General features: G+C 73.3%; 20 protein-coding genes. 7 read left to right on the top strand and 13 right to left on the bottom strand.

Translation table 11 applies throughout. The features are described from left to right. Positions 1–8: 8 nt before the first annotated feature. Genes ACWF9Z_RS16410 through ACWF9Z_RS16395 form a run of 4 tightly spaced genes read right to left on the bottom strand, consistent with a single transcriptional unit; the run spans position 9 to position 4,423 of the window. Positions 9–788 (bottom strand): CDP-alcohol phosphatidyltransferase family protein, encoded by a 780-nt coding sequence (locus tag ACWF9Z_RS16410; RefSeq protein ID WP_453602672.1) that lies wholly within the window; start codon positions 786–788, stop codon positions 9–11. Beyond that, positions 766–1,827, bottom strand: coding sequence for an iron-containing alcohol dehydrogenase family protein (locus tag ACWF9Z_RS16405; protein WP_453602670.1), 1,062 nt, complete (start codon positions 1,825–1,827; stop codon positions 766–768). Before ACWF9Z_RS16405 ends, ACWF9Z_RS16410 begins: the two co-directional genes overlap by 23 nt. Then, a complete protein-coding gene (locus ACWF9Z_RS16400; protein ID WP_453602668.1) occupies positions 1,815–2,567 on the bottom strand; it encodes a phosphocholine cytidylyltransferase family protein in 753 nt (250 codons plus the stop codon). Before ACWF9Z_RS16400 ends, ACWF9Z_RS16405 begins: the two co-directional genes overlap by 13 nt. Beyond that, on the bottom strand, positions 2,564–4,423 hold the full coding sequence (locus tag ACWF9Z_RS16395) for a DUF5941 domain-containing protein (protein ID WP_453602716.1): 1,860 nt from the start codon (positions 4,421–4,423) through the stop codon (positions 2,564–2,566). The genes ACWF9Z_RS16400 and ACWF9Z_RS16395 overlap by 4 nt, the downstream gene beginning before the upstream one ends. 528 nt (positions 4,424–4,951) lie before the next feature. On the opposite strand from ACWF9Z_RS16395, the gene ACWF9Z_RS16390 reads away from it, so the two are divergent. Continuing rightward, on the top strand, positions 4,952–6,196 hold the full coding sequence (locus ACWF9Z_RS16390) for a methyltransferase domain-containing protein (protein ID WP_453602714.1): 1,245 nt from the start codon (positions 4,952–4,954) through the stop codon (positions 6,194–6,196). Positions 6,197–6,333: 137 nt separating this feature from the next. Then, positions 6,334–6,933, top strand: a complete 600-nt coding sequence (idi, locus tag ACWF9Z_RS16385) for an isopentenyl-diphosphate Delta-isomerase (protein WP_453602666.1) — start codon at positions 6,334–6,336, stop codon at positions 6,931–6,933. A 74-nt stretch (positions 6,934–7,007) separates the two neighbouring features. On the opposite strand, the gene ACWF9Z_RS16380 is transcribed toward idi, so the two are convergent. Then, a complete protein-coding gene (locus ACWF9Z_RS16380) occupies positions 7,008–7,520 on the bottom strand; it encodes an ATP-binding protein (protein WP_453602712.1) in 513 nt (170 codons plus the stop codon). Positions 7,521–7,650: 130 nt separating this feature from the next. Further along, positions 7,651–8,262 (bottom strand): HdeD family acid-resistance protein, encoded by a 612-nt coding sequence (locus ACWF9Z_RS16375; protein WP_453602710.1) that lies wholly within the window; start codon positions 8,260–8,262, stop codon positions 7,651–7,653. A gap of 179 nt (positions 8,263–8,441) precedes the next feature. Between ACWF9Z_RS16375 and ACWF9Z_RS16370 the strand changes: the two genes are divergently transcribed. Continuing rightward, on the top strand, positions 8,442–9,203 hold the full coding sequence (locus ACWF9Z_RS16370) for an enoyl-CoA hydratase/isomerase family protein (protein ID WP_453602664.1): 762 nt from the start codon (positions 8,442–8,444) through the stop codon (positions 9,201–9,203). Here the strand turns inward: ACWF9Z_RS16370 and ACWF9Z_RS16365 are convergent. Both ACWF9Z_RS16365 and ACWF9Z_RS16360 read right to left on the bottom strand, forming a co-directional pair. Then, positions 9,178–9,816, bottom strand: coding sequence for a DJ-1/PfpI family protein (locus ACWF9Z_RS16365; protein WP_453602662.1), 639 nt, complete (start codon positions 9,814–9,816; stop codon positions 9,178–9,180). The two genes, ACWF9Z_RS16370 and ACWF9Z_RS16365, sit on opposite strands and share 26 nt — an antisense overlap. Positions 9,817–10,038: 222 nt before the next feature. Further along, a complete protein-coding gene (locus tag ACWF9Z_RS16360) occupies positions 10,039–11,001 on the bottom strand; it encodes a GlxA family transcriptional regulator (protein WP_453602660.1) in 963 nt (320 codons plus the stop codon). Positions 11,002–11,166: 165 nt separating this feature from the next. Between ACWF9Z_RS16360 and ACWF9Z_RS16355 the strand changes: the two genes are divergently transcribed. From ACWF9Z_RS16355 to ACWF9Z_RS16345, 3 genes are all read left to right on the top strand, one after another. Further along, positions 11,167–12,432 (top strand): SLC13 family permease, encoded by a 1,266-nt coding sequence (locus ACWF9Z_RS16355; RefSeq protein ID WP_453602709.1) that lies wholly within the window; start codon positions 11,167–11,169, stop codon positions 12,430–12,432. Positions 12,433–12,506: 74 nt separating this feature from the next. After that, the gene (locus ACWF9Z_RS16350; protein ID WP_453602658.1) at positions 12,507–14,144 is read left to right on the top strand and encodes an ABC-F family ATP-binding cassette domain-containing protein; all 1,638 of its coding nucleotides are present in this window, start codon (positions 12,507–12,509) and stop codon (positions 14,142–14,144) included. Positions 14,145–14,247: 103 nt separating this feature from the next. Beyond that, positions 14,248–16,155, top strand: a complete 1,908-nt coding sequence (locus tag ACWF9Z_RS16345) for a hypothetical protein (RefSeq protein WP_453602656.1) — start codon at positions 14,248–14,250, stop codon at positions 16,153–16,155. Between the two features lie 75 nt (positions 16,156–16,230). Here the strand turns inward: ACWF9Z_RS16345 and ACWF9Z_RS16340 are convergent, their stop codons facing one another. The 5 genes from ACWF9Z_RS16340 to ACWF9Z_RS16320 form a co-directional block, all read right to left on the bottom strand. Next, a complete protein-coding gene (locus ACWF9Z_RS16340) occupies positions 16,231–17,007 on the bottom strand; it encodes an SDR family NAD(P)-dependent oxidoreductase (RefSeq protein WP_453602654.1) in 777 nt (258 codons plus the stop codon). Positions 17,008–17,055: 48 nt separating this feature from the next. Continuing rightward, positions 17,056–18,237, bottom strand: a complete 1,182-nt coding sequence (locus ACWF9Z_RS16335; protein ID WP_453602652.1) for an MAB_1171c family putative transporter — start codon at positions 18,235–18,237, stop codon at positions 17,056–17,058. After that, positions 18,227–18,757: a hypothetical protein gene (locus tag ACWF9Z_RS16330; RefSeq protein ID WP_453602650.1), complete on the bottom strand. Its 531-nt coding sequence runs from the start codon at positions 18,755–18,757 to the stop codon at positions 18,227–18,229. Before ACWF9Z_RS16330 ends, ACWF9Z_RS16335 begins: the two co-directional genes overlap by 11 nt. A gap of 240 nt (positions 18,758–18,997) precedes the next feature. After that, the gene (locus ACWF9Z_RS16325) at positions 18,998–21,496 is read right to left on the bottom strand and encodes a Tex family protein (RefSeq protein WP_453602649.1); all 2,499 of its coding nucleotides are present in this window, start codon (positions 21,494–21,496) and stop codon (positions 18,998–19,000) included. A 125-nt stretch (positions 21,497–21,621) separates the two neighbouring features. Continuing rightward, positions 21,622–22,485, bottom strand: a complete 864-nt coding sequence (locus ACWF9Z_RS16320; protein WP_453602647.1) for an SCO6745 family protein — start codon at positions 22,483–22,485, stop codon at positions 21,622–21,624. A 203-nt stretch (positions 22,486–22,688) separates the two neighbouring features. On the opposite strand from ACWF9Z_RS16320, the gene ACWF9Z_RS16315 reads away from it, so the two are divergent. Further along, the gene (locus ACWF9Z_RS16315) at positions 22,689–24,200 is read left to right on the top strand and encodes a M1 family metallopeptidase (protein WP_453602645.1); all 1,512 of its coding nucleotides are present in this window, start codon (positions 22,689–22,691) and stop codon (positions 24,198–24,200) included. Positions 24,201–24,251: the final 51 nt, after the last annotated feature.

Genomic DNA, 24,251 nt, shown 5'->3' with positions numbered 1-24,251 from the left:
CGGCGTCGTCACTTGAGCCTGCTGGAGGCCAGGATCGACACCAGGTGCAGCACGGTCTGGAGCATCGCGATGCCGGCCAGTACGGCGACCCCGACGCGGGACCAGTACAGGTCGCCCTGGACCTCGTCCACGATGGCCAGCACCAGGATGAGCATCGAGGCCTCGATGCCGAGGATCAGGCGGTGGAACTTGAGCGCGGCGGCGGCCCGGCGGGCGAACGCCATGCCCTTCGCGCGCGGCTCGGCGGCCGCGTCCTTGACCACGGGCTTGCCGGCCTGGTGGCGGGCGACGCCGACCAGGTCGGTCTCGGCCTTGATCAGGATGGCGCCGAGCGCGGCCAGGGTGCCCAGGAAGGCCCACAGCCAGTCGACGCCACCGGGGCCCCACAGGTCGGCGGCGCGCAGGCCGAAGCCGACCAGGACCGCCGCGTCGCAGAGGTAGGCGCCGACCCGGTCCAGGTACACGCCGGAGAGCGAGAACTGCCTCTTCCAGCGGGCGACCTCGCCGTCGACGCAGTCGAGCAGCAGGTACATCTGGACCGCCACGACGCCGAGGACGGCACCGAGGACGCCCGGCACCAGCAGCGCCGGGAGGGCGAGGACTCCGGCGAGGGTCATCAGGTAGGTCAGCTGGTTCGGCGTGACCTTGGTGGTGACCAGGTAGCGGGTGATGCGCAGGGAGATCTCGCGCATGTAGAGGCGCCCGCCCCAGTGCTCGCCGCTGACCCGGTCCTTCACGCCCGCCGGGTGCACGACGGGCCTCAGTTCAGCTACGGATGGTCTTGGCATAGTCGGCGTAAGCGTCCCTGATCTCGGCTGCGGACAAGTTGAGGTGCTCCAGGATCGTGAAACGTCCCGGACGGGTCTGGGGGGCGTACTCGACGGCCGCGACGAACTCGTCCACGCTGAACCCGATCTCTTCGGGCAGCACGGGCAGTCCGTGGCGGCGCAGGACCCGGACGAAGAGCCCGGAGTGCTCGGCGGCGCCGCGCAGGTGCATGGCGAAGGCCGCGCCGAGGCCCACCTGCTCGCCGTGGAGCGCGGAGCGCCCGGGGTAGAGCAGGTCGAAGGCGTGGCTGATCTCGTGGCAGGCGCCGGACGACGGGCGGGTGTCCCCGCTGATCGACATGGCGATGCCGGAGAGGACGAGCGCTTCGGACAGCACGGTGAGGAACGCGTCGTCGCCGACCCCGCCGGGGTGGCGCAGTACGGACTCGCCGGCGGTGCGGGCCATGGCGGCGGCCAGGCCGTCGACGGGCTCGCCGTTGAGGCGGTGCGAGAGTTCCCAGTCGGCGATGGCCGAGATGTTCGAGATCGCGTCGCCGATGCCGGCGCGGACGAACCGTGCCGGGGCCTCCTTGATGACATCGAGGTCGATGACCATCGCGATCGGCATGGGGACGCCGTAGGAGCCCCGCCCGTTGTCGTTGTCCAGGATGGACACCGGCGAGCAGATGCCGTCGTGGGACAGGTTGGTGGCGACGGCCACCATGGGCAGCCCGACCCGCGCCGCGGCGTACTTCGCCACGTCGATGATCTTTCCGCCGCCCAGGCCGACGACGGCGTCGTAGCGACGGCCCTTTATGTCGTCGGCCAGCTTGACCGCTGAGTCGATGGTGCCGTCCACGACCGGGTACCAGTCCGCGTGCGGCAGGACGGGCTCCAGCTTGGTGCGCAGCACCTGGCCGGAGCCCCCGCTGATCGCGATGGCGAGCTTGCCGGACGCGGAGATGCGCTGGTCGGCCAGGAGGCCGGCCAGATCGTCCATCGCCCCTCGGCTGATGTCGACGACAACAGGCGAGGGGATCAGCCGCGTCAGTACAGGCATGCGATCGTCCGGCCCTTGGCGAGGTCGTCGTGGTTGTCGATCTCGACCCACTTGACGTCGCCGATGGGAGCCACGTCGATGGTGAAGCCGTCGTTGACGAGCTGCTGGTAGCCGTCCTCGTAGTAGAGGTCGGGGTCGCGCTCGAAGGTGGTCTTCAGCGCCTCGGCCAGCGCCTCGGCGGCCTCCGGCTCGATCAGGGTGACGCCGATGTACTCGCCGGTCGCGGTCGCGGGGTCCATCAGCTTGGTGATCCGCTGAACGCCCTTCTCGCCGTCGGTGATGACCTTCATCTCCTCGTCGGCCAGCTGCTTGACCGTGTCGAGGGCGAGGATGATCTTCTGGCCCTCGCCGCGGGCGGCGAGCAGGGTCTTCTCGACGGAGACGGGGTGGACGGTGTCGCCGTTGGCGAGGATCACGCCCTGCTTCAGGACGTCACGGGCGCACCACAGGGAGTAGGCGTTGTTCCACTCCTCGGCCTTGTCGTTGTCGATCAGCGTGATCTTGACGCCGTACTTGGCCTCCAGGGCCTCCCGGCGCTCGTACACGGCTTCCTTGCGGTAGCCGACGACGATGGCGACCTCGGTGAGGCCGACCTCGGCGAAGTTGCCGAGCGTCAGGTCGAGGACCGTGATGCTCGCCTCGTCGCCTTCGGGGCCGACGGGCACGAGGGCCTTGGGCAGGGTGTCGGTGTAGGGACGCAGGCGGCGTCCGGCACCGGCAGCGAGGACGAGGCCGATCATGCTGGTTCTCCTTCGTCATGTACGGCGGGTGCCCCGGAGGAAACCCAGAAGCGGATGCTCTCCACGAGCACCACCAGTGCCACGAACACGGCCAGGGCCGTGAGCGCGACGGGGAAGTCGTTGGCGCGCGACGCCAGGACGGCGGCCAGGACCGCGGTCAGCAGCACCCGGCCCTCGTGCCCGCCGGCCGTCCGCACCAGCCAGCGCGGAGGCGCGCCGGTGCCACCGCGGATGCGGTACACCGTGTCGTAGTGATGGTAGGCGACCGCCGCGACCAGTCCGAATGCCGCCGGAAGGGCCCCGGGGACGTCCGCCTTGGCGGCGAGGATCAGGACGGTCGTGTACTCGGCGGCCCGGAAGACGGGCGGCACGAGCCAGTCGAGGGCGCCCTTGAGGGGAGCCATGACGGCGCCGCCGGCGAAGAAGGCGTAGATCCCGGCCGCGACGACGAAGGTCCAGCTGCCGAAGGGGAGCTGCCAGGCGCCGAAGAGGAGCTGCGCCGAGGCCAGCACCGCGAGCCCGAGGGCACCCGGCGACTTGGCCCGGACGCGGATCAGTGCCCCGCTGACCAGCTCGGCGACGGGACCCGAGTCGGTGAGGTCCGCGAGCGCCCGGGCGGCCCGGTCGGTGCGGGTGGCCTTGCGGGTCAGCGAGCGCAGGACCCGGCCGGCGGTGGTGTAGAGCGCGCCGAAGGCGCAGCCGACGAGGAGGGCGTAGAAGACGATCCGGGGGGTGGCCACGGCGGTCAGCACCGCGATCATGGCCCAGCGCTCGCCGATCGGAAGGATGATCATCCGTCGTACCCACACCGTCCAGCCGACGCTGTCCAGCTTGTCGGACAGGGCTGCCGTGGGACTCGTATTCGCCGTGGCGTCGTGGTTGGCCTCGTTGAAGGAGAAGTCCACGACGTGGCGGCAGGTCATCAGGATCATCGCGCCGAGCGCGAGGGCCCAGACGTCGTCGCCGTCGCGCGCCGCGCCGAGCGCGAGGCCCGCGTAGAAGGAGTACTCCTTGGCGCGGTCGAAGGTCGCGTCGAGCCAGGCGCCCATCGTCGAGTACTGGAGCGCGTAGCGGGCCACCTGCCCGTCCACGCAGTCCAGCACGAAGGAGACGAGGAGCAGCACACCGGCCGCGACGTAGCCCCCGCGCTCGCCGGTGGCGGCGCACCCGGCCGCTATCAGCGCGGTGATCAGGGAGGCGGTGGTGATCTGGTTCGGGGTCAGGCCGCGGCGCGCGCACCAGCGGGCGATGTAGCGCGAGTACGGGCTGATGAAGAAGGTGGTGAAGAACCCGTCGCGGGACTTCACGGCGGTGCGCAGCCGCACGGCCTCGCCGTCCACGGCGGCGACGGCGGCGGTCGCGGCCGCGCGCTCGGCGGCGGTCGCGGGGACGGCGGCCACGAGGGTGCCCAGGTCCGGGCGCTGGACGGCCGTGCCGGCGGCCTCGACGGCGGCGGCGAGCCGGTCCGGTTCGGGGCCGGCGGACGCGCCGGGGGGCTCGGCGGCCCGGCCCGCGGCCCGGCCGGAAGCCCGGTCGGGCGCCTGGCCGGAGACCCGGTCGAGGACCTCCTCGGCGGCCCGGTCGAGGGCCGCGCGGGCGCCCGGCTGGACGGCGAAGGCGCCGGTGACGGCGCAGGCCTCGAACCGCGGGTCGGTCAGCGCGAGCCGGAGCGCGTGCGTGTGCCCCACGAAGGCGCTGTCCACGACGGCCACCCGCTGGTCGGCGGGTACGAGGGCCAGTGCGGCGGCGGTCTCCCGCGGGGTGGCGGCGGGGCGGACGTCGAAGCCGAGGGAGCTCAGCTCGTCGGCGAGCGGTGATCCGGGCACCGGCGGGCCGGTAAGGATGACGGTCGGCAGACGAACTCACTCCTTGCGGTAACACGGAACGCGCGCCCAGGGGGGCAGCGGCACGTCGGCAGAGGCTATCGGATGAACGGAAGCTGGGATTCACCACCCGTTTGCGCCCCGATGAGCCAAGGAATCCAGGGCCGGGGGTCCTGTCGCGATCATCATTGACGAGAACTCCGGGGGACTCAAACCGCCCCGGTGCTAGGGTGCTCGCAGACGCGTACGAGTGCCGTCAATACGTTGCATATCGTGCGGTATCAGGCCGAACGAGGAAGAGGTGGGTTGATGACCGTCGCAGAGGTCGCGGCCATGGGCGGCGACGAACTCCGGTACGTCCCCACTTCCTCCCGGGCATCCGGCCCGGCCTGATCCCACCGGTCCCGCCCCGCGTCCAGGACCGGCGGGCGGGCGGGCCACGGTCCGGCCGGAGCCCCCGTTCAAGGGTTCACGTTGACCGACACCACCGGTACCACCGAAACCAACGGCAGCACCGAGACCAACTCCAGCACCGACGACACCTCCTTCTTCGACGCCTTCATGGAGCTGCACCGAGGGCTGCCCCGGCAGTCCCCCGGCTCCGGGGCGACCACCCGCCGCCTCCTCTCCCTGTGCGGACCGCTGCCCGAGCGGCCGCGCGTCCTCGACCTGGGCTGCGGACCGGGTGCCAGCGCCCTGCTGCTCGCCGCCGAGGCGGGCGGGCCGGGTGCCGCCCCCGAGGTCACCGCCGTCGACCTGTACGACGGCTTCCTCGACGAGCTCCGCGCCGCCGCCGCGGCACGCGGGCTGGCCGGCCGCGTCCGCGCCGTCAAGGCGGACATGGGCGAGCTCCCCTATCCGGATGGTTCCTTCGACCTCGTCTGGGCCGAGGGTTCCGCCTACAACATCGGCTTCGCCGCGGCGCTCACCCGGTGGAAGCCGCTCCTCGCTCCCGGCGGCACCCTCGTCCTGAGCGAGTGCGAGTGGACCGTCCCGGACCCCTCCGCCGGGGTCCGCGCCTTCTGGGACCCGCACTACGCGCTGCGCTCCACCGCCCGCAACCTCGCCGCCGTCCAGGCGGCCGGGTACCGGGTGCTCGCCGTCCACCGCCAGCCCGACTCCGACTGGGCGGCCTACTACGGCCCGCTCGGCGAGCGGGCTGCCGCCGCCCCGGAGCCCGCCGGACCGCAGGCCGCGGCCGCGCTGGCCTTCGTGCGCGAGGAGATCGACGTACGGGAGCGGTACGGGCACGAGTACGGGTACACCGCCTACGTCCTGCGCCCGGTAACGGCCGGCGACGCGGGCCCCTGGCCCACCCGGCCGGAGACCGGGGCGGACGCGGCCGCCGTGCACGCGCTGCACGCGGCGGCCTTCGGGACGCCCGCCGAGGCGGACCTGGTGGACGCGCTGCGGGCGGACGGCTCCTGGCTGCCCGGCCTCTCCTACGTGGCCGAGGGCCCGGACGGGTCGGTCGCGGCGCACGCCCTGCTGACCCGGTGCCGGGTGGACGGGGCTCCCGCGCTCGCGCTCGCCCCGGTGTCCACAGCTCCCGCGCTCCAGCGCTCGGGCGCCGGCAGCGCGGTCGTGCGCGCGCTGCTCGCGGCGGCGGCGGAGGGCGGCGAGGCGCTGGTGCTCGTCCTCGGGCATCCGTCGTACTACGCGCGCTTCGGCTTCGTACCGGCTTCGCGCTTCGGGATCCGGGCGCCCTTCGACGTGCCGGACGAAGCGATGATGGCGCTGGTGCTGGACGACTCGGCGCCGCTCCCGCGGGGCACGGTCTCCTACCCGGCCCCCTTCGGCGTCTGACGCCCGGCCTCCGCCGGGCGCTCTGCCCCCCGTCGCTTATCACGCGACGGGGGGCAGACATGCTCGGATCGCCGAAGTGGGGACAAACCCCTTCCGTACGGCAGACTGAAGGCCGAAGTCCGAAGCGAAGGATGGGTATGCCGACCACACCAGCCACCGCCGCGAACGGCGCGACCACCGGCACCGGCGCTCAAGAACCGATCATGCTCGAACTGGTCGACGAGTCAGGCAACACCATCGGCACGGCGGAGAAACTCTCCGCCCACCAGGCGCCCGGTCAGCTGCACCGCGCGTTCTCCGTGTTCCTCTTCGACGAGAAGGGCCGGCTGCTGCTCCAGCGGCGCGCCCTCGGGAAGTACCACTCCCCCGGAGTCTGGTCGAACACGTGTTGCGGTCACCCCTACCCCGGAGAGTCGCCGTTCGCGGCCGCCGCCCGGCGGACCCACGAGGAGCTGGGGCTCTCGCCCTCGCTGCTCGCCGAGGCGGGGACGGTGCGCTACAACCACCCGGACCCCGCGTCGGGGCTGGTCGAGCAGGAGTTCAACCACCTGTTCGTGGGACTCGCGCAGTCGACGCCGCGGCCGGATCCGGAGGAGATCGGGGACACCGCCTTCGTGACCGCCGGGGAGCTGGCCGAGCGGCACGCGGAGGATCCGTTCTCGGCGTGGTTCATGACGGTGCTGGACGCGGCCCGGCCCGCGATCCGCGAGCTGACGGGCGACGCGGCGGGCTGGTAGCCCGGCCCCGCGTACCCCGTGCCCCGTCGATCCGGACCCCGTACCCGCGGGGAGCGGGAGCGGGCGTACGGGGTTCAGACCGCCGGAACCGGCGGGGCGCAGGCGGCGGGTGCGACGAGCGGCAGGGCCGCCCAGATCACCTTGCCGCCCGTCGAGGTGTGCTCGACGTCGCAGACCCCGCCGGCCTCCCGCGTGACCTCCCGGACGAGGAGCAGGCCCCGGCCGCCGGTCTGGCCGAAATCGGCCTCCAGAGCCTTGGGCCGGTAGGGGTGGTTGTCCTCGACGGCCACCCGCACCCACTCCCGGCCGATGGCGACCTCCACCGCGACCTCCGGGGAGAGCAGGGCCGCGTGCCGGACCGAGTTCGTCACCAGTTCGGAGACGATCAGCAGCAGGGAGTAGACCAGGTCCCGGTCGGCCGGCACCCCCTGGCGGCCGAGCAGGTCACGGACCGCACGACGTGCCTGCGGAACGGATTCTTCTACTGCGGGAGCCGTGAATCTCCACACTCCCTCGTAAGCGAGGGGAGCTGCCGCGCCCTCCGGCTCGCCCCCCATGACTGGCGGGACGCTCCCGCTGACATCCATCTTCCGGCCCCCGTCTTCGCGCTCGATCGTCTCCACGCGTCCAGAGTGGGGACCGGACCGGTGCGGACCGGACCGCTGACCAGAAGTCAGCGTCAATCGGACACCTTTTGACCGTTGGCGTATGACGGAGTCAGTTGTTGGTCGGTTCCTGATCTTCCGGCCGGTGCTTCTCGGCCGTCTGGCGCATCGTGCCCCTCTCCCCCGTCGCCGAGCCCGCAGCCACCGGCTCCCCGTCGTCCCTGACCAGACCCAGGATGCGGCGCGCGCCCAGGCCCACCGCGATCAGGCTCAGACCGTCGAACAGCAGGGCGAGGGAGAAGAAGGTTCCGATCACGTACAGACTGTTGCCGGGCCAGTTGGAGAGGATCAGCAGGCCCAGCAGGATGCCGAAGGCGCCCTGCACCAAGGTCAGCCCGAAATGCGTACCGCGCACCACGAGGCCGCCCACCAGCCGGAACACCCCGCCGGTGAGGAACAGCAGCGCGGCGAACATGGTGAGCGCCTCGGCGCTCGCCTCCGGGCGGCGCAGGATCACGAAACCGGCCGCGATGTTGATCGCGGCGACGATGACGGCGAGCCAGAAGTAATTGCTCTTGCGGGACTGGAAGGCCTGCAGCAGGCCCACCACCCCGCCGGCCAGCAGGAGCCAGCCGAAGAGGAACATCGTGGTCAGGGTGGCGAAGGCGGTGTAGACGAGGCCCAGGAGCCCGGCGAGCACCAGCAGCACTCCGAGCAGGGCCATCACCCCGAAGCCGCGGCTGACCTTCTTCTTCTCGCCCTGACCCTGGGGACCTGTGCGGTCCGCGGGCCCGGTACGGTCTGCGCCCATCAACGCGCCACCTTTCGCACCCCCCGACGGACTCCCCTGCTCCTCTGGATCTCTTGATCATAGGTTTGCCGGTCCGGGATAGCATCCGGCGCATGGACGCAGCCCCGGGCGCAGCCCTCCTCTCCTCGGTCGCCGACGGCGTCGCCACCGTCGTGATCTCCCATCCCGCCAAGCGCAACGCCATGACGGCGGCGATGTGGCGGGGGCTGCCGGGGCTGCTGGCGGAACTCGCGGCCGACCCCGCCGTACGGGTGCTGGTCCTGACCGGGGCCGGCGAAACCTTCTGCGCGGGGGCGGACATCTCCTCCCTCGCCGGGGACGACGACCCGCAGGCCCTGGCCGTCGCGGCGGAGGAGGCCCTGGCCGCCTTCCCCAAACCCACGCTCGCGGCGATCCGCGGCTTCTGCGTGGGCGGCGGCAGCCAGCTGGCGGCCGCCTGCGACCTGCGCTTCGCGGAGGAAGGCGCCTCCTTCGGCGTGACGCCGGCGAAGCTGGGCATCGTGTACCCGGCCTCGTCCACCCGGCGGCTCGCCGCACTGGTGGGCCCTTCGGCCGCCAAGTACCTGCTCTTCTCGGCCGAGTTGATAGACGCCGACCGGGCGTTGCGCACGGGCCTCCTGGACGAGCTGCTGGCGCCCGGTGAACTGGCCAAGCGGGTCGCGGAGTTCACCCGGATCCTGGTCACCCGCTCGCAGCTCACCCAGGCTTCGGCGAAGGAGTTCGCGGACGGCCGCACGGACCGGGACGCGTACTGGGCGGCTCAGGCCGCCGGGAGCGGCGACATCGCGGAGGGTGTCGCCGCGTTCCTGGAGCGGCGCCCGCCCTCCTTCACCTGGACTCCGCCCGGGGGGTGAACTCGCGCAGCCGCGCGACGATTTCGGCCGGCGCCTTCTCCGGAGAGCCCGCGTCGTAGGGCGGCTGCGGATCGTACTCGGTCATCAGCTGCACGGTCTGCGCGTACTCGTCCCCGGCGATGCGGCCGAGCAGCGCGAGCCCCATGTCGATCCCCGAGGACACCCCGGCGGCGGTCACGTACTTCCCGTCGAAGACGACCCGCTCCCCGGTGGGCTCCGCTCCGAACGGGGGCAGCCGGTCCAGGTACAGCCAGTGGCTGGTGGCCCGGCGCCCTTCGAGCAGGCCGGCGGCGGCGAGCAGCGTGGAGCCGGTGCAGACCGAGGTGGTCCAGGTGGTGGTGGCGTCGACGGTCCGCAGCCAGTCGAGGACGACGGGGTTCTTCATCTGCGCGTCGGAGGCCGGGCCCCCGGGCACGATGACGACGTCCGGCCGCGTCACCTCGTCGAGCCCCTTGTCCGCGACGAGCGCGAGCGAGCCGTTGTCGGTCCGCACGGGCCCCGGCCGTTCGGAGACGAAGACGATCTCGGCCCCCTGGAGCCGGCCGAGGGTGTCGAAGGGCCCGATGGCGTCGAGGGCGGTGAATCCGTCGTAGAGCAGTACGGCGATCTGCATGGCTCCTCCGGAGCGTGGTCGGGAGGGACCGGGCCGTGGACCCGGCCCCCGGACCCCGGGCGGTGGCCCGGGGTGCGTCGTGGGACGGAGAGAAGGACAAGGGGACGGACAGGGGTTCCCCGGAGCGGCGGACGGCAAGCCGGAAACGCGGCACACGGAGCACACCGAGCACTCCGAGCACACCGGACGAGCGGCCGGTCCCGACGCGGCACCAGCGCGGCACTAGCGGGGCACGCCGAACCTCCGGCGGTACTCGGCCGGCGACTGGCCCAGTGTTCTGACGAAGGCCCGGCGCAGGGCCTCCGGGTTTCCGTAGCCGCACGCCCGCGAGATCTGGGCGACGCCCTCGACGCCCTCCTCCAGCAGCCGCCGCGCGTGCTCCACCCGCACCCGCTCCACGTAACGCCCCGGCGTCACCCCGGTCTCCGCCTGGAAGGCGCGCGCGAAGTGCCTCGGCGACAGCGCGGCCCGCGCCGCCAGCGCCTGCACGCCGAGGTCCTCCGCCGGATGCTCGGTGATCCAGTGCTGCACGTCCCGCAGCGGCTCCCGCCGCGCCGTCTGCGCCGCGAGCTGCGCGCTGAACTGTGCCTGGTTGCCGGGCCTGCGCAGGAAGACCACCAGGTGCCGGGCGATCGACAGGGCGAGCTCCCGCCCGTGGTCCTCCTCCACCAGCGCCAGCGCGAGGTCGATCCCCGCGGTGACCCCGGCCGAGGTGGCCACCGGCCCGTCCCGGACGTAGATCGGATCCGGTTCGACGGTGACGGCCGGATAGTCCCGGGCCATCTGCTCGCACACGTACCAGTGGGTCGTCGCGCGCCGCCCGTCCAGCAGACCGGCCTCGGCGAGGAGCAGTCCCCCGGTGCACACGGACACCAGACGCTGCGCGCCGCCCCCGTACGCGCGCAGCCAGCCGGTGAGCCCGGGGTCGAAGTCCCCCGAGAAGCGGCCGCCGGGCACGAGCAGGGTGGTGCCGGCGCCCGGCCGCTCGCTCTCGAGGTCCCCGTCCGGGGTCAGGGAGAGCCCGCTGCTCGTGCGGATCGGCGTACCGCCGGGCGAGACGGTCCGGATCGCGTACCGGGCCGGGCCCGGGTGGCGGTCGGCGCCGCAGAACACCTCCAGCGGCCCCGTGACGTCGAGGCTCTGGACTCCGTCGTAGAGGAGGACGAGCACGTTGCGCAGTGGCATGACGTCATCGTGTGACACCCGGCGCCATGGCCGCAATGACGGGCTTCCCACCTATCCGGCCACCGCCTGCCCCGGCGCGGCCGCGCCCCGGCCGCGGTGCGATCATGTCGGGGCCCCGGGCTCCCGGGGCCCGACACCCGCTGTTTCCCCGCCCCGGAGCCTGCCCTGAACGGCCTCGCCGCCACGTGCCTGGCCGCCGCCCTGCTGCTCGGGGTGCTGGCCTTCGCCGTCGTCCGCCCGCGTGGTCTGCCGGAGGCGGCCGCCGCCGTGCCCGCGGCCGGTCTGCTCGTCGCGCTCGGCGTCGTACCGGCGGCCGACGCGTGGGCGCAGCTGCGCGAGCTGCTGCCGGTGGTCGGATTCCTCGCCGTGATCCTGGCGCTCGCCCGGCTCTGCGCGGACGAGGGCCTGTTCCGGGCGGCCGGGGCCGCGGTGGCCCGGCGCGCCGCGGGGCGCGGGCCCGGGGCGCTGCTCGGCGGGGTGTTCTGCGTGGCCTCGGTGGTCACCGCCGTGCTGAGCCTCGACGCGACGGTGGTGCTGCTGACCCCGGTGGTGCTGGCGACGGCCGCCCGGCTGGGGGCCGGGCCGCGGCCGCACGTCTACGCCACCGCGCACCTCGCGAATTCGGCCTCGCTCCTGCTGCCCGTCTCCAACCTCACCAACCTGCTCGCCTTCGCCGCGAGCGGTCTGACCTTCACCCGGTTCGCGACGCTGATGGCGCTGCCGTGGGTGGCGGCGGTCGCGGTGGAGTACGCGGTGTTCCGCCGTTTCTTCCGGACCGAGCTGGCCGCCGCGCCCGCGCACTCGCCCGAGGCCGGGGAGGCGGCGCCGCTGCCCCGGTTCGCGGCGGGCGTGCTCGCGCTGACCCTGGCCGGCTTCGCGCTCGCCTCCTTCGCGGGAGCGAGCCCGGCCTGGGCGGCGCTCGCGGGCACGCTCGTCCTGGCCGTACGGGCGCTGCGGCGCCGGGAGACCACGCCGGTGCGGATCCTCACCTCGGCGGCGCCGGCCTTCTGCCTGTTCGTCCTGGCCCTGGGGGTGGTGGTCCGGGCGGTCGTGGACCACGGGCTCGGGGACGGGCTGGAGCGGGTGACGCCGGCCGGGGACTCGCTGCCGGCGCTGCTCGCGGCGGCAGCCGTCGCCGCCGTACTGGCCAACCTGATCAACAACCTGCCCGCGGTGCTCGCGCTGCTCCCGGTGGTGTCCGCGGGCGGCGCGGGGCCCGTCCTGGCCGTGCTGATCGGGGTGAACATCGGTCCGAACCTGACCTACGCGGGGTCCCTGGCCACGCTGCTGTGGCGGCGGATCCTGCACGCGGACGGGTACGCGGGCGTCACGCTCGGGGGCTTCACCCGGCTCGGCCTGCTGACCACGGTCCCGGCCCTCGGCGCCGCGGTGACGGCCCTGTGGGCGGCCCTTCGCCTCGGCGGTGCCTGACCGCGCGGGCCGGTGGCCGCTGCGCGCCGGCCCCGGAACCCGCGGGGGCGGGGCGCGGATAGGATCGGGGCATCATGACTGCAACCCTCGTCGCCAAGAACCTCACCGCCGCGCACGGTGAGCGCACGCTCTTCGCCGATCTCGGCCTCGTCGTCGCACCCGGCGACGTGATCGGCCTCGTCGGCGTCAACGGCGCCGGGAAGTCCACCCTGCTGCGGATGCTCGCCGGGCTGGACGCCCCCGAGACCGGCGAGGTGCGCCTGTCCCCGCCCGGCGCCGCCGTCGGGCACCTCCCCCAGGAGCCCGAGCGGCGCCCCGGCGAGTCGATCCGCGCGTTCCTGGCCCGGCGCACCGGCGTGGCCGCCGCGCAGGCCGAGCTCGACGCGGCGACGCAGGGCCTCGTGGACGGCACTGCGGGCGCGGACGACGCGTACGCGGACGCCCTCGACCGGTGGCTGAACCTCGGCGGCGCCGACCTCGACGAGCGGGCCCAGGAGGTCGCGGACGACCTCGGGCTGTCCGTCGGCCTCGACCTGCCGATGACCGCGCTGTCCGGCGGACAGGCGGCCCGCGCCGGACTCGCCTCGCTCCTGCTGTCCCGCTACGACGTCTTCCTGCTCGACGAGCCGACCAACGACCTCGACCTCGACGGTCTGGAGCGCCTCGAGCAGTTCGTGAAGGGGCTGCGCGCCGGCACGGTGGTCATCAGCCACGACCGCGAGTTCCTGACCCGCACCGTCACCAAGGTGCTCGAACTGGACCTGGCCCAGCAGCAGATCAACCTCTACGGCGGCGGCTACGACGCCTATCTGGAGGAGCGCGAGCGGGCCCGCGACCACGCCCGCGAGGAGTACGACGAGTACTCCGACAAGCGGTCCGCGCTGGAGGGCCGGGCCGCGATGCAGCGCGGCTGGATGGACAAGGGCGTCAAGAACGCCCGCCGCAAGGCCACCGACAACGACAAGATCGGCAAGAAGTTCCGCAGCGAGGCGAGCGAGAAGCAGGCCTCCAAGGCCCGCCAGACGCAGCGCGCGATCGAGCGGCTCGAAGTGGTCGACGAGCCGCGCAAGGAGTGGGAGCTGCGCATGGAGATCGCGGCGGCGCCGCGCTCCGGCTCGGTGGTCGCCACCCTGCGCGAAGCGGCCGTCCAGCGCGGGGACTTCGTCTTCGGCCCGGCCAGCCTGCAGATCGACTGGGCGGACCGGGTCGCGATCACCGGCGCCAACGGGGCCGGAAAGTCGACCCTGTTGGCGGTGCTCCTCGGCCGCCTGGCCCCGGACTCCGGCGCCGCCACCCTCGGCTCGGGCGTCCTGGTCGGCGAAGTCGACCAGGCCCGTGGGCTGTTCCTCGGCGATGAGCCGCTGCTGGAGGCCTTCTGCGCGGCGGTTCCCGACACGGAACCGGCCGAAGTGCGCACCCTGCTGGCGAAGTTCGGCCTCAAGGCGGCCCATGTGACCCGCCCGGCGGCCACCCTCTCCCCGGGCGAGCGCACCCGCGCGGCCCTGGCGCTGCTGCAGGGCCGCGGGGTGAACCTGCTGGTCCTGGACGAGCCGACGAACCACCTGGACCTGCCGGCGATCGAGCAGCTGGAGTCCGCCCTGGAGGCCTACGAGGGCACCCTGCTCCTCGTCACGCACGACCGCCGGATGCTCGACGCGGTCCAGGTGACCCGCCGCCTGGAAGTCGCGGACGGCAAGGTCACCGAGCTCTGAGCCCGGGCGGCCGCCCGCGCCGCGGCCGCCCTCGGGCCCGCCCGAACGGCCGCCCGAACGCCCGCCCGGATCCCCGGCCGAACGCCCGCCTAGACTCCCGTTCATGGACGGACGGGGGGCCGAGGTGCCCTGGCACGTGCTCGAAGGCGTGCCGGAGGGGCGGGAGAGGGTCCCGGGTCTGCTGCGCGGACTGGTGACGCCGGGACGACGGCGCACCTCCTGGGCGAAGCTGGAGGCGCTGATCGGGTGGCAGCGCGACGAGCCGCTCTTCCCGCGGGTGACGTCCCGCCTGTTCGAGCTGCTTCCGAGGCTCGACGAGCGCCGGCGGATCCTGGTCCTCGCGTACCTGGCCCGGCGCGCCTGGCTCGTCTGTGACCGTTCCGTCGGCGTGCACCGCCCCGCCTTCCTCGCCTTCACGACCAGCGGGCACCACGTGGTCCCGCTGGTCTCGGACCGGTCGGCGGAGGTACGGACCCGGGCGGCCTGGGCGCTGCGCGAGCTCCGGCGGAACGATCCGGCGACCCTGGACGCGCTCCGGCGGCAGGCGGCCGAGGAGCGCGACCCCACCGCGCTGGTGGCCCAACTGCTCGCGGTGGGAGCCCTGTCGGGATCCGGCGCCCCGGAGGCGGGAACCGCGCGGTGGGCGCGTCCCTGGCTGGACCACCGGCACGTCCAGGTCCGGCTGGCGGCCGCACGGGCCGTGCTCCAGACGGCTGCTCCCGGTGACGCGCGCGGGACGGGCCGCCGCGTGGCCGAGGCCTTCGCCGAGATCGGGAACGGCGCCCTTTCGGAGGTGCCGTGGTGGCCCGCCGGCTACGGGCCGATCGGGCGCTTCGCGGAGCTGCTCACGGCTCAGCCGCAGGAGGCCCGGGCCATGGTGGACGGCCTCGCCCGGCACCGGGACCCGCGCCTGCGACGGGAGGCGGTGGCTGCGGCGGGCAGGCAGCTGCGCCACGGGCGGATCCCGTCGGCCCGCCTGTGGGAGACGGTCGCCGCGGGGCTGGAGGACGATGCCGAGGTCGCCGACGAGGCGGCGGCGGTCTTCGCCCGGGGCGGGAACGCCGCGGCACCGTACGCGGACCGGCTCGTCCGCTTCGTCGAGGGGTTCGGACTCCGGGCCCCCACCACGTCCGGCAACCACGCGGTCCTGGCGCTGGCCGGCATGGGGGACGACCGGGCGACCGCCTGGTACCGGGAGCGCTTCGGACACTTCCGCACGCCGGTCGGGTCACCACCCGAGCGGTGGGCGCCGGCCTTGCTCCCGGGCTTCCGGGAGCGGCTCGCCGCGGACCCCGGGGCCCGCGGGGTCCCCGAGGTCCTGGAGATCCTCACCCGGTGGGGTCCGGCCGCGGCTCCGGCGGTACCCGAGCTGTCCGGGCTGCTGGAGACCGCGCTCGCCCGGCCGGCGGCCGAGGCGCTGGGACGGATCGGGCCGGCCGCGTCGGCCGCCGGGGACGTACTCGCCGGGCTGGCCCGGGGCGGTACGGGCCCGTGGGGTCCCGACCAGCACACCGGTCGCCCGCCGAAGCCGTGGCAGGGCGCCCAGACCGCGGCCTGGGCGCACTGGCGGGTCACCGGCGATCCCGAGCTGGCGCTGCGGCTCTGCGAAGCGGCGGCCCAGGCGGGACCGGGGCGCCCAGTGCTGCGCTACCTCGCCGATCTGGGGCCCCTGGCCGCGCCGTACGCCGACGCCGTCCACGCCCTGCTCGGCTGCCCCGGCGAGTGGACCAGGGTCGGCGCGGCCGAGGCGTGGTGGGGCATCACCGGCGAGGCGGCCCCCGCCCTGGCGGCCCTGCTGCCCGAACTGCGACCGCTGAACGAGCACCTCGTCCCCCCGCTGGTCCTGCGGACGGTGCGGGCCCTGGGCGCGATCGGCCGGCCGGCGGCCGCGGCCCTGCCCGCGCTCCACGCGGTGATCGCCTCGGAGCGCCGCTACGGCGCGGACATCCTCCGGGACGAGGAGCTGTGCCGGACCGCGCGGGAGGCGCTGGAGCGCGTCGAAGGCCCCTGACGGCGCCCGGCGGCACGGGGCACCACCGGTCCACGCGCCGGTCCACGCGCCGGTCCCCGCCCCGGTCCCGCTCCGCTAGCGCGCGTCCGCCGGGGGACGGCGGGTGCGGGCCATCGTGCGGGCCACGAAGGTGCGCGGGAGATGGCGGGCGGCGAGCGCGTACGCCTGGTAGCGCCGGCCGGTGATGCTCACCGGGCGGCGCCTCGCCAGGTCCTTCAGGGCCCGGGCCACCACGTCGGCCGGCTCCAGCCACACCGCGTCGCTCAGCGCGCTGACGTCCATCCCGGCGCGCTCCTGGAACTCGGTGCGGGTGAAACCGGGTACCACCGCCAGCACGCGCACCCCGTACGGCTCCATGTCGACGCGCAGCGACTCGCTGAAGGCCGTGACCCAGGCCTTCGCGGCCCCGTAGGTCCCGGTCGGCAGGAGGCCCGCGACCGAGGAGACGTTGAGCACGGCGCCCCGGCGGCGCTCGCGCAGGCCCGGGAGGACGGCGTGGGTGAGCCGGAGCGGGACCTTGACCAGCAGGTCGAGCATCCGCTCCTCGTCCTCGACGGGGCTGTACGGGAACGGCGCGGGCAGGCCGAAGCCGGCGTTGTTGACCAGGATGTCGACGGGCCTGGCCCGGTCGGCGAGCCGCTCGACGACGATCCCGAGGCTGTCGGGGTCGAGGAGGTCGGCGGGCAACACCTCGCAGACGGCGCCGAATTCCCGGCCGAGCTCTCCGGCGACGGTTTCGAGGCGGGCCTTGTCGCGGGCGACGAGGACGAGGTCGCAGCCCTTGGCGGCGAAGCCCCGGGCGAAGGCGGCGCCGAGCCCGGCGCTGGCTCCTGTGATCAGTACGGTGGTCAAGAGACGTTCACTTCCTGGCGGTCGAGCACGCGGTGCGGTGGATCCTGCTCACGGGGTGAAGGCGGTGACGGCCGGCGAGGCGTAGGCCTGGGCGACGTCCACGAGGAAGCGGGCCTCGCTCTCCAGGCGGTCGTCCCCGTCCGAGGACGTGATGGCGTCGGGCAGTTCCAACGCGCTGACCTCGCCGCCCTGTTGCGAGATCCCGGCCAGCTTCGCCGTTCGCGCCTCCTTCAGCACGCAGGCCAGCGCGGCCGCGGAGCGCCGCGGTTCGGGAACCCCGCTGCCCGCGACGTGGCTGCGCGCCAGCTCCGGCAGGCCCGGGGCCACGTACTCCCCCAGGATCAAGATGGCGTCGCGGGTCTCGATGACCTTGCGGTAGACGAGCAGGTTGCGCGGGACCGGCGGCCACAGCAGTTCCAGCACCCGGCCGGCGCGCGGCTTGTTGAGGGCCACGTGCGGGACGGCGTGGACCAGGTCGCGCCACAGCGGCCAGAGCCGCCAGGCGGTGGCGATGTCGGTGGCGGTGCCCCGGACGGTGAAGAGCGTCGGGACCAGGATCGCGGCGGCGCGCAGGAACCCGTGGGCGTTCATCAGCAGCGGGTTGGCGGGCATCGCCCAGGTGGCGCCGAAGAGCGCCTTGAGCAGGTACACGAACCAGAACACTCCGGCGAGCGCGGTGCCGAGGCCGAACAATCGCAGTCCGGCGGCCAGTCCCCGGCTCTCGGTGCGGCAGCCGTAGCGCCAGCAGACGGACACGCAGATGGTGTTGGCGAGCAGGTGCGCGGAGATCAGCACCAGCCAGTACGCGAGGGAGGGCACCGGATCGCCGGCCGGCGGGATCGTGTGCGTGCCGTGCTCCGGGGCCGCCGCGTCGAGTACGACGAGGACCGCCAGCCAGACCACCGTGCCGATGCCGGAAGCCATCTGGAGGCGGCGGCCGCGGGTCGCGGCGGCCACGAAGTAGAGCACCGCGCCCGCCGAGAGGACGCCGATGAGGTTGCGGACCAGCCCGATGGTGTGCGCGTAGCCGGGGTCGCGGCCCATGGCGTAGGCGACGACGTCGGGCAGGTTCAGGGTCATCGCGGCGGCGGCCGTCGCGACGGCGAGCCACAGGCCGCGCTGGTGCCGGGAGCGCAGGGCTCCGGGGGCCCGGAGCAGGACGGCGATCCAGAGGCAGACGACGCTGGGGACGGCGAGGGCGTCACCGAAGGCGGTGAGGTCAGAAGCCATGGCGGCCGTGCCCCCGTCCCCGCCACTCGTAGCCCATCGCGGATTCCAGCCGGGCGAGGGTGTCCGGGGCTTCGGTGCCGTGGGCGGGGTGCGGGCCGGTGGTCGCCGTGCGGATGCGGATCATGCTGGCGAGCATCTCCGCCTCCTGCTCCTGGCGGGTGGTGTAGTTGGTGCGCCCGAGGACGGTGGGGACCTGTCCGTCGCTCCCGTCGGGCTCCTCCGCGTCCAGCGAATGGTGCCCGAAGAGGATGTGGCCGATCTCGTGGAGCACGATGTGCTCCTGGTGCAGCGGGGTGGTCTGGGCCTCGTAGAAGACGAAGTCGATGCTGGCGGTCCCGACCCACAGTCCGCACACCCCGGACTCGGCGGCCTCCTTCGGCAACGGGTGGAGCCGGATGGGGCGGCCTCGCTGCTCGGCTATCCGGTCGCACAGTCCGTCGAGCGAGAACGGATGCGCCAGCTCAAGACGACCGAGAATCGCCTCGCACCGTTTGCGCAGACTGGGTTGCGGGTGGCGCATGTGTTCCCTCTTCGGAGCCTTTCTCGGGCAGCGTCGATAGGTGTGCGTGGGCAGGGGCATGACGTCCTTAGCCTTCAAAGCGACCTCGGGAGTGCGGTCCTGAGGGGAAACACGGACGCCCGTTCGCCGAAGGACGAACGGGCGTTCCACCATGCCTACAGATCTTGCAAGGGAGTTGGCAAGGTATGTCCCCATGTAAGGTGCCTATTCGGCCAACCCGTCACGCCCTGCCACGACGTGCTAGCGCTTGCGGCCTGACTGACCGTCGGGACCGCTGAGCCCGGCACGGCGCAGGGCGTCGGCCATCGCGCTGTTGGCGGGGGCCGCCGCACCACCGCGCTGGCTGCCCTGGCGCTGGCCGCCCTGACCACCCTGGCGCTGGCCCCTGCCACCGTCACGGGAGCCGCCCTGTCCGCCCTGTCCGCCCTGCCCGCCCTGCCCGCCCTGCCCGCCCGCAGCGCCGCGCTGCTGAGGCGGCCGGCCGCCGCCGCGCCGCTCACCGCGCTCACCGCGCTCGCCGCCCCGCTCCTCGCGCTGCCCGGGCGCCCCGGCGCCCCCGCGCTCGGCCTCGTCCTCCAGCCGCAGCGTCAGGGAGATCCGCTTGCGCGGGATGTCCACGTCCATGACCTTCACGCGGACGATGTCGCCCGGCTTGACCACGTCCCGCGGGTCCTTGACGAAGTTCTTCGACAGCGCCGAGACGTGCGCCAGCCCGTCCTGGTGGACGCCGATGTCGATGAAGGCGCCGAAGGCCGCCACGTTCGTGACCACGCCCTCCAGGATCATCCCGGGGGCCAGGTCGCCGATCTTCTCGACCCCCTCCTTGAAGGTGGCCGTCTTGAACGCGGGACGCGGGTCGCGACCCGGCTTCTCCAGTTCCCGCAGGATGTCGCCGACCGTCGGCAGACCGAAGGCCTCGGTGACGAACTGCTCCGGCCGCAGCGAGCGCAGCACACCGGTGTTGCCGATCAGGGCCGCCACCTCGCTGCCCGCCGTCTTGCCCATGGCACGGACCACCGGGTACGCCTCGGGGTGCACGCTGGAGCTGTCCAGCGGGTCGTCCCCGCCGCGGATGCGCAGGAAGCCCGCGCACTGCTCGTACGCCTTCGGACCGAGCCTGGCCACTCCCTTGAGACCCTTGCGGTTACGGAAGGGGCCGTTGGCGTCGCGGTGCGCGACGATGTTCTCGGCGAGGCCGCCGCTGATCCCCGACACCCGCGAAAGCAGCGGCGCGGAGGCGGTGTTGACGTCCACGCCGACGCCGTTCACACAGTCCTCGACGACCGCGTCGAGCGAACGCGAGAGCTTCACCTCGGACAGGTCGTGCTGGTACTGGCCGACGCCGATCGACTTCGGGTCGATCTTGACCAGTTCGGCGAGCGGGTCCTGGAGGCGTCGCGCGATCGAGACCGCGCCGCGCAACGTCACGTCCATGTCCGGGAGTTCCTGCGAGGCGAAGGCGGACGCCGAGTACACGGAGGCGCCGGCCTCCGAGACCATCACCTTGGTCAGGTTCAGTTCGGGGTGGCGGGTGATGAGGTCCCCGGCGAGCTTGTCGGTCTCGCGGGAGGCGGTGCCGTTGCCGATGGCGACGAGCTCGACCGCGTGCTCCTTGGCCAGGCGGGCCAGCTTGGCGAGGGCCTCGTCCCATTTGTTGGCCGGTACGTGCGGGTAGATCACGTCGGTGGCGACGACCTTGCCGGTGGCGTCCACGACGGCGACCTTCACACCGGTGCGGAAACCGGGGTCCAGGCCGAGCGTCGCGCGGGTCCCGGCGGGGGCGGCGAGCAGCAGGTCGCGCAGGTTGGACGCGAAGACCCGTACGGCCTCGTCCTCGGCGGCTGCGCGCAGCCGCATCCGCAGGTCGATGCCGAGGTGCACCTGGATCTTCGTGCGCCAGGCCCAGCGGACGGTGTCCGCGAGCCACTTGTCGCCGGGGCGCCCGCGGTCGTTGATGCCGAAGCGGCGCGCGACCATCCCCTCGTAGGTGGAGGGCCCGGGGACCTCGCTCGGCTCCTCCGGCTCCAGGGTGAGGTCGAGGACGTCCTCCTTCTCGCCGCGGAGCATGGCGAGGACGCGGTGCGAGGGCAGCGCGGTGAAGGGCTCGGTGAAGTCGAAGTAGTCGGCGAACTTGGCGCCCGCCTCCTCCTTGCCGTCGCGGACCTTGGCGGCGAGCCGGCCGCGGCCCCACATGCGCTCGCGCAGTTCACCGATGAGGTCGGCGTCCTCGCCGAACTTCTCGGTGAGGATGGCGCGGGCGCCCTCCAGGGCGGCGGCCGGGTCGGCCACGCCCTTGCCGGCGTCGACGAACCCGGCCGCCCGGGAGGCCGGTTCCACCGACGGGTCGGCGAGCAGGACGTCGGCGAGCGGCTCCAGGCCCGCCTCGCGGGCGATCTGCGCCTTGGTGCGGCGCTTGGGCTTGAAGGGGAGGTAGATGTCCTCCAGCCGGGCCTTGGTGTCGGCCGCGACGATCCGGGCCTCCAGCTCGGCGTCGAGCTTGCCCTGCTCCCGGAGGGAGTCGAGGATCGCCGAGCGCCGGTCCTCCAGCTCGCGCAGATAGCGCAGCCGCTCCTCCAGGGTGCGCAGCTGGGCGTCGTCGAGCATCTCGGTCGCTTCCTTGCGGTAGCGCGCGATGAACGGCACGGTGGAGCCGCCGTCGAGCAGCTCGACGGCGGACTTGACCTGCCGCTCCCGTACGCCGAGCTCCTCGGCGATCCTGCCTTCGATGGACATCGTCACTGCGGTCCCGCCTGCCTTCGTACGTATACGTGACGCCGCGTGGTGCGAACTGCGTGCTGCGTCGGAAGGCTGCCAATTGTGGCAGGTGGCGGCGGCGGACGGCGGGAGCCTGTCCGTCCGGGGTCTCAGGCCTTGCCCAGCAGGTCCCCGGGGAAGGCTCCGGCCGTGACCGCCTTCACCGTGAGGCCGCCGCCGATCTCGGCGATCCGGGCGAGTCCGGCTTCGCCGAGGTGCTCGTACGGGGCCGCGTCCAGGCGGTCGGTCTCCTCCTCCAGCGCCTCGCGCAGCGCCGCGCCCTCGGCGGTGAGTTCGCCCGCGGCGTTCAGGACGCCGCGGTCGCGCAGTCGCCCGGTGGCGGCGTCGAGGTCGGACTGCTCCCAGCCGCGGATGGCCTTGAGGTATTTCGGGGTCATGCCGTGACCGGTGGCCGTGTGGCTGATCAGGGCCTCGACCGGGTCCAGGCCGACGACGAGCAGGGCGGCGAGGTGGCCGTCCCCGCGGTGCTCGCGCAGGAGGGTCGTGGCGTGCCACAGCTTGAGGTGCGGCTCTTCGGGTACGGGGAGGTCCGCGTGGGCGGAGTAGAGGGTGCGGGCGTGCCGGGTGCAGGCCTCGGTGGCGCGCATCGCCAGCTCGGCGGCCTCGGCGACCTCGGGAGACCCGATGGTCTCGGCGCCGAGGAGCCGGCGCAGTGTGGTGTCGACCGCCCGCATCCGGGCGTCGAGGACCTGCTGGGGGTCTGCGGTGTCCCAGACGGCGGGCAGGTGCTGGGCGACCAGGTCGTGGCGGTAGTTGTAGAAGGTGGAGGTGACCGCGCCGGCGCCGACGGCGCCCATGGCTGCGGACCGGGAGGCGAGGTTGACGGCGCGGGGATCGGTGATCCCGAGGGCGGTGAATTCCTTGTCGAGGTCGGGCGAGAAGTAGACGGTGGCGTGCAGCGGGTTGATCGCTCCGTGCCAGCAGTGGCGGGCGGCGTGCTTCGGAAGAGTCATGCGGGCAGGCTAACGACTGTTTGGTATGCGGTGAAGGGCGGCCCCGGTAGTGGGGAGGCGCCTTCCGGCTACGGCCCGGCTCGGGACGGGCGTTTTTCAGACGCATGGCGATCATGTGACAGCAGGGGCCATGGACATGACGCGGGGTCCCGCGCGTGAATACGGTCGAACGGAAGCCACTCCCCTACCACTTGGAGTCCAAGGTGCACCGCAAAGTCATCGCCCCGAGCGTGCTCGCCGCTTCCCTCCTGCTGGTGATCCCGGCGTCTGCGGCGAGTTCCGTTCCCGGCGCCCCGGGTATCGGCGACCCTTATTACCCGGCCAGCGGCAACGGCGGCTACGACGTCTCCCACTACGACCTGCGCCTGCAGTACCAGCCGACGACCGACCTGCTGGAGGGCACCGCCACCCTCCTCACCACCGCGACGCAGGACCTGTCCCGCTTCAACCTCGACTTCGGCCTGGCCGTCAGCGAGATCCGGGTCAACGGCGTCAAGGCGAAGTTCGCCCGGTCCGGCACCCAGGAGCTGGAGGTCACCCCGGCCACCCCGCTCCAGCGCGGGCGCGCGTCGAGCGTGGTCGTGAAGTACGCCGGCAAGCCCTCGGAGTTCAAGGTCGACGGCTGGTCGGCCTGGCAGCGCACCCCGGACGGCGGCATCGCCGCCCAGGAGCCCGACTCGGCCGCCTGGTGGTTCCCGAGCAACGACCACCCGCTCGACAAGGCCACCTTCGACATCTCGGTGAACGTGCCCGACGGCACCCAGGCCATCAGCAACGGCGTCCTCCAGTCGCAGAGTTCGCGGCTCGGCTGGACCCGGTACAACTGGCGCTCGAACAAGCCTCAGGCCACCTACCTGGCCACCCTCGCCGTCGGCAAGTTCGACATCACCACCGACAAGACGGCGAGCGGGCTGCCGATCCTCAACGCGTACAGCAAGGACCTCGGCGACAACGCGGGCGCGGCGCGCGCGAGCGTGGAGCGGACCGGGGAGGTCGCCGAGTGGCTGGAGGGGGTCTTCGGCCCGTACCCCTTCAACGCGCTGGGCGGCTACGTGCCGAACGTGCCCAGCGGATTCGCGCTGGAGACCCAGACCCGGCCGTTCTACAGCCCCCGCCAGTTCGCGAACGGCGCGAACGTCTCGGTGGTCGTGCACGAGCTGGCCCACCAGTGGTACGGCGACAGCGTGTCCGTCGACGGCTGGAAGGACATCTGGGTCAACGAGGGCTTCGCCCGCTACAGCCAGTGGCTGTGGTCGGAGAAGGAGGGCGAGGGCACGGCCCAGGAGCTCGCGGACTGGACGTACGCGTCGCGGCCGGCCGAGGACCCGTTCTGGCAGGTCAAGCCGGGTGACCCGGGGGCGGAGAACCAGTTCCACGGGGCGGTCTACGACCGTGGGGCGATCGCCCTCCAGGCGTTGCGCAACGAGATCGGCGACGAGAAGTTCTTCCAGATCCTCAAGGGCTGGCCGACCGAGCGCGCCTACGGCAACGCCAAGGTCGGGGACTTCGTCCGCTACGCCGAGAAGGTCTCGGCCAAGCCCCTCGCCCAGCTCTTCGAGACCTGGCTCTACACCCCGGGCAAGCCGGCCTTCGCCCCGCCGGCGGCCGCCGGTGCGCCGGGCGCCCGCTCCCTCGGGTCTCCGGCCGGGCCGGCCGCCGAGCCGAAGTCCTGGAAGAAGATCGCGGCGACGAACTCCGTCCACGACCACCACTGACGGACACGGCCGCGGGCCGGCCGGACCGCCCTGCGGGGCTCCGCGCGCCGG

It is taken from the genome of Streptomyces sp. NPDC054961, from assembly GCF_053609145.1.
Note: the sequence above shows the minus strand (reverse complement) of the source record. Positions and strands in the feature narration are given on the sequence as shown.